Origin of the sequence: Silvanigrella paludirubra (assembly GCF_009208775.1) — a bacterium.
GTDB lineage: Bacteria > Bdellovibrionota_B > Oligoflexia > Silvanigrellales > Silvanigrellaceae > Silvanigrella > Silvanigrella paludirubra.
Window position 1 is genome coordinate 1 of sequence record NZ_WFLM01000011.1, and the last position, 5246, is coordinate 5246.

A 5246-nucleotide genomic window follows, 5' to 3' on the forward strand; every position below is an offset into this window, starting at 1 on the left:
TGCAAGTTCTGTTTATCAAAACAAAGCAGAATTAGCTCTTGAATCAGGTGATAAAAATAAAGCAGCTGAGTATGCAAATACGGCAAGTGCTTTAGGATGGGCTTCTCTAGCTCTTGGGATTGTTTCTTTTGTGAGTGGGATTGCAGTTACTTATACGGGTCAACAAAAATTAGAGTATGGTAGTCCGTTTGGTGATGATTTAAGCTTACATAGAAGCAATAGTATTTCAGATTATGAAGCTTTTGCAACTCCTGAGCGTAGCGCTAAAGAATTAAAAGATTTAATGGAAGATTCATTATCATCATCATCTTCATCATCATCTTCATCATCATTTAATTCGTATTCAAATTGGTTACAACCTTTAAAGCTTGTATCACCTATTTATAATGATGTTCGCTTCAAAAAAAGTAATTAAAATAATTTATTCTTTTTGAATGAGTCTAATTTTTTATATTTAAACAAGAAAATTATAATTTAGATTATTATATTGAATATAAAAAATTTGGAATATTTTTTAATAATATCGTTTTTTGAATTAAAAATTTTTATTATTAAAAATTATTTAAAAAAAATATGATATAATATTTTAATTAAGATAATTCTTTTATAAATTAAAGAATACACTCAATAAAAATAAAAAAATAAATAGGTAAAATTTTTATATTTATTAAAATTTATAACATATTTTAATTATTGATTAAATGATTTTTTTTTATAATTTTTATAATGTAAATTATTTATAAAAATTATAAATAATTTACATTATAAAAACATATGTCGTTATTTATTGTTTAAGAAATATAAAAATAAAAACATTGACAGTTGTTCGTTTATTTAATTATTAAAATAATGCGTTTTATTTAATTGTTAATTACTTTTATTTGTAATGATATATTAAGTATTTTTAACTTATATATAATTAGAATAAGTCGCAATTTATGATTTTAACAAATAATACAGGAGGTATTATTTGTTAAAATAAATATTTATTTTATTTTTTTATAATTAACATAAAGGATGATGTTAAATGACTATGATAAGCTTTAATTCTAAAAAACTATGTATTTCATTGTTTGCAATTGTTGGGTCTACTTTTTTATTTTCTTGTAATAAAGGAGGTAGTGATAAAAAGCCTAATAGTGAATTAGCATCAAATGGGCAAAATCCATCAAATCCAACTACCGGTGATAATGTAACAGATGAGGGTACCTCTGAGGAGGCTCAATCCGAAGAATCAGTGCCTAAAGATGGGATTTCATCAATTTCTATTTCATTGACTGGTAATTCATCTACCGATATGTCATCGGATGATAGCTCTGAAGGCAGCGATGTATTGAGTGATAAATCAAAATCTATTTTAAATAATGATGATAGTGAAGAAGAAGTTACTATTCAGCCAGATTATTTTGAGGTAGAGTCTGAAAATGATCTAAATGAAAGTCTAGTAGAAGCTCAATTAGATAATTATCAAGATCTCCAATTAAAATTGACTCCAGTTTGTGATGAAAATAAGTTATTTAATAATAAAAAACATAATATTCCTGTAAGAGTTTCCTTGTCTTATAATGACAGTGGCAATAGAGTAGAGTTATCTGATGAAGTTGTTAGATCAATTAAAAGAAATATTAATTTTAGTAATTATATAGATAAGAAGAAAGCTCCTGAAAAATTAGATAATGTTATGTTTAGTCGTAATAATTTTACAAAATGTTTTGGCCAAGATAATGTTAATTTAGATGCAGATGATTTGGTTTACATTTCTTCGGATAAAGAAATTAATTTAATAGCAAGTCTCGATTATAAAAAAGAAGCAGGTGGTGTATTAAAAAGTATTCCTTTAGAAAATGTTAAGAAAAAAGATTTGTTTAAAATAGAAATTTTGAAAAATCCTAAACTCGATGTTTTTAGTGACTCAACACATTTACTGAAAGCAGAAAATAATTCTAACGTGAAAGTAAAAATTGTAAAAGTGACTGAAAATAAAAAGTTAAAAAACTATAAACCTTTTGTATTAAAATCTATAGCTATGTCTTTATCTGGAAATAAAAATAATGTAGAAATTTATAATACAAATTCTGAAAATAATAATTTTGAAAAACTGCGTTCTATAACATATCCATCATTAACTAATCACAGAGTGATTTCTGATTTTACTTTTATTAATCAAGGAGAAACAAAGTTAAATCTAGACAAAATAGTCACTGGTTTAAATGATGAAAATTTCTTATTTAAAGATTCTAAAAATACTTTAGATCTTGAGGCGGCAAAATCTAAACTTCCTGCGTTTTCTGAAAATGAATTTGGTTTTATTATAAGAGTTTCTGATTCACAAAAAACAGGATTGAAAGCAAATCTAGAATTTAAAGGTGAAGATGCTTATGGTAATGAATTTACTTCAAGCTTAAACGGAGAAAAATGGTAATTAAATTATAGAGTAATTTGGAATGTATTTTTAACACATTGTTATTTATTGATTATATTTTTATTTATGGATTAAATTTTGATGAAATCGTGATTAAATTTTTACTGAGATGGACCTGTTTTAGTGATATAATTTGACTATAAATATATATTTAACGAAGATCCTAAGACTTTTATTTTGAAGAATAAAAATCTTAGGATTTAAAATGTTATTTATATTTTGATCATCTTATTAAAGGCTATCAATTGAAAATAAATCAAAAAATTAATAAAGTTACAGCACTTTTCTGTACAAGCCTTATATTATCAACACCTTTTCAAACCTATGCCTATGCCAGCGGGATTTCAAGGTTAACAGCTGTTGTATATAGTTCAGCAGAAGGTCCTAAAAGCACACAAAAAGTGGCTAGGATAACAGGTGCAGAGCTTAGTGGAACTAAGGCTTCTGCACAAAGCGCAAGTAATAACCAAGGTGGAGCGGATAGCAATAAACCAGTAAGCGACGCATATAATTTTAAAGACTTATCTCAATCAGCAGACCCAAGAACAGGTGCATTTTCAATATCTTATAAAATTGGAGATGTGAATGGGAATGGATTTGAAGATCCAGAAATTTCTTTATCCATAAATTATTCTTCTCTATCCAGTTCTGATGCTTTTGGATTAGGAAAAGGGTGGAGTTGGAATTTAAGTCATTATGATACAAAAAGTGGAATGTTGAGTTTAGCAAGTGGTGGTAGCTATAAACTAGATATTGGAACGGGCAAACTAAAATATTATAAATTAAAAGATTTAAACGTAGCAATTGGTAGTGAATATGTTACTTTAAAATATAAAGATGGACGAATCGAGCAAATTGATAGAGCGTTTGGTAATTTAAGAAAAATTACGAATGTTCAAGGGTTTAGTGCAGAATTTAATTATGAAAAAGGTGCGCGAATTCAATCCATCGTTTATAAAAGTCCATTAAATAGCGAAGATATTAAAAAGTTAGAAGTTTCTTATCCTTCTGATTTTGAGGTAAGAATTAAAAAGAATGATGGTTCTACATTTGGAGCTCCATTAACAATAATTAAAAAAAGTAAAAATAATTTACTAACATCAGTAGTGAATCCATTATCACAAGAAGTAAAATTTGAATATAAAGCATTAAGCGAGAAAAATTTTGCTACAGATGGATTAATCACAGATATTTTCTATCCAACTGGAACAAAAATCAATGTAATTTATTTACCTGGTGGATTAGAGTCCGCTAAAAAAGGCGTTGCTTCTCCAGCGGTATCTAAAATTAGAACAATATCTCTTCCAAAAACAGATACAAGTGATGAAGAAGTTCGTTATACTTATTATGAATCCACAAATACAAATTATTTAGCATATGGATTTACAGGTTTTAAAGAAGGTGAAGATGCTTTGTTTTTTACACCGAATAGTTATACTTATTCGACAGTAGAAACAAAAAAAGCTCCTAATTTTCAAACTTATTCAACGGAAAGAGTTTATAATCATTTTCATCAAATGATGAAAGAAATTACTCGTGTTAATGGTATTTATTTTAAGATAAAAGAATTTACTTATCCAGATTGGACAAACAAAAGCTTTGATTCATTAGATCCAAACTATAACTTTCCTAAAGAAACAAAAACAACGTATTTTGCAAATGGTATGCAACGTAGCGAGACTACAAAGCAAGAATATGACAATTCAGGAAATATATTAAGAACTCAAGATGCCTCAGGAATAATTAAAGAGTATCAATATTTACCTGCAGAAAAGACTTTTAATGGCATAGTACACTTTCCTTTAAGAGAAGTGGAAAAAGCAGTTAATGGAACAGGCAGTAAAGTAATTGAGTATGTATATGAAGACGCAAAAAATGCTCAAGGAAATGCGTTTCAAAGATTAAAGGCAAGAATATATCGTTTAAGCGATAATATTTGCCAAGTAACAAGTGAAAATTGTGGTAAGGTTTATAAAACTGAAATCCATCAATATTCTAGTGAAAATATAAAATCTGGTTCTGCTTTTCCTATATATTCATTTCCAACTTTAACAAAATTGTCTTCTGCATCAAATAAAAAATGTAAAATTATTATTAAAAAACAAGATTTTTTAAGCACAAATTTTCAAAATATATTAACAAATAGTTACTTAAATTCAAAGGGCCTTATATTGGCCAAAGAGGTATTTACTAAAAATCCCTTTACAAATTTAGAAATAAAAAAATTAGATTCAAAAGGAATTGAAATTTCTTATGAATATGATTCTTTAGGAAGAAAAATAAAAGAAATTGCTAAACCTGAAGGAAGTGGATCAGGAGTTCAAACAAGTTATACTTATAAAGTGAATGATCCGGATTATGGTGGATATGGAACAAGTTCTTTAATTATCCAAATGTCAAATGGATATAAAGCTATTAAAGTGTATGACTCTATAGGAAGAGAGCTAGAGATTTATGCTCAAAATCAAGATAATAGTAATTTAAGTAAAATAAAATCTTATACCTATGGTGTCACAAATAAAAAAGATGTAGAAACTTTTTATAATATTGATTCAAATGGAATTCCATTTAAAACCTATATAAAATATAAGTATGACATTCTTAGCCGTGAAATTGAAGTTACTTCACCTAGTGGAGAGACAAAAGTAACAGAATATAATGATGCAAGTCATACGGAACAAAAATATGTAAAAGCGTTAGATGGAGAAATATCTCCGATAAGCGTAGTTACTTATAATGATATGAATAAAGTAGCGAGTACGCAGTTATTAAAGAGCGATAAAAGCTTTTACAGTGTAAGTAGCAATAAATATGATGCTTATGG

At 26.9% G+C, this 5246-nt stretch carries 3 protein-coding genes; all 3 read left to right on the forward strand.

Annotated elements, in window-relative coordinates; all coding sequences use genetic code 11:
• The coding region (locus GCL60_RS17295) for a CD225/dispanin family protein (protein WP_161998269.1) at positions 1 to 415 on the forward strand (415 nt) is incomplete at its 5' end.
• Between the two features lie 612 nt (positions 416 to 1027).
• Positions 1028 to 2422: a hypothetical protein gene (locus GCL60_RS17185; protein WP_153421917.1), complete on the forward strand. Its 1395-nt coding sequence runs from the start codon at positions 1028 to 1030 to the stop codon at positions 2420 to 2422.
• Between the two features lie 245 nt (positions 2423 to 2667).
• On the forward strand, positions 2668 to 5246 hold a 2579-nt coding region (locus GCL60_RS17190), incomplete at its 3' end, for a hypothetical protein (RefSeq protein ID WP_153421918.1).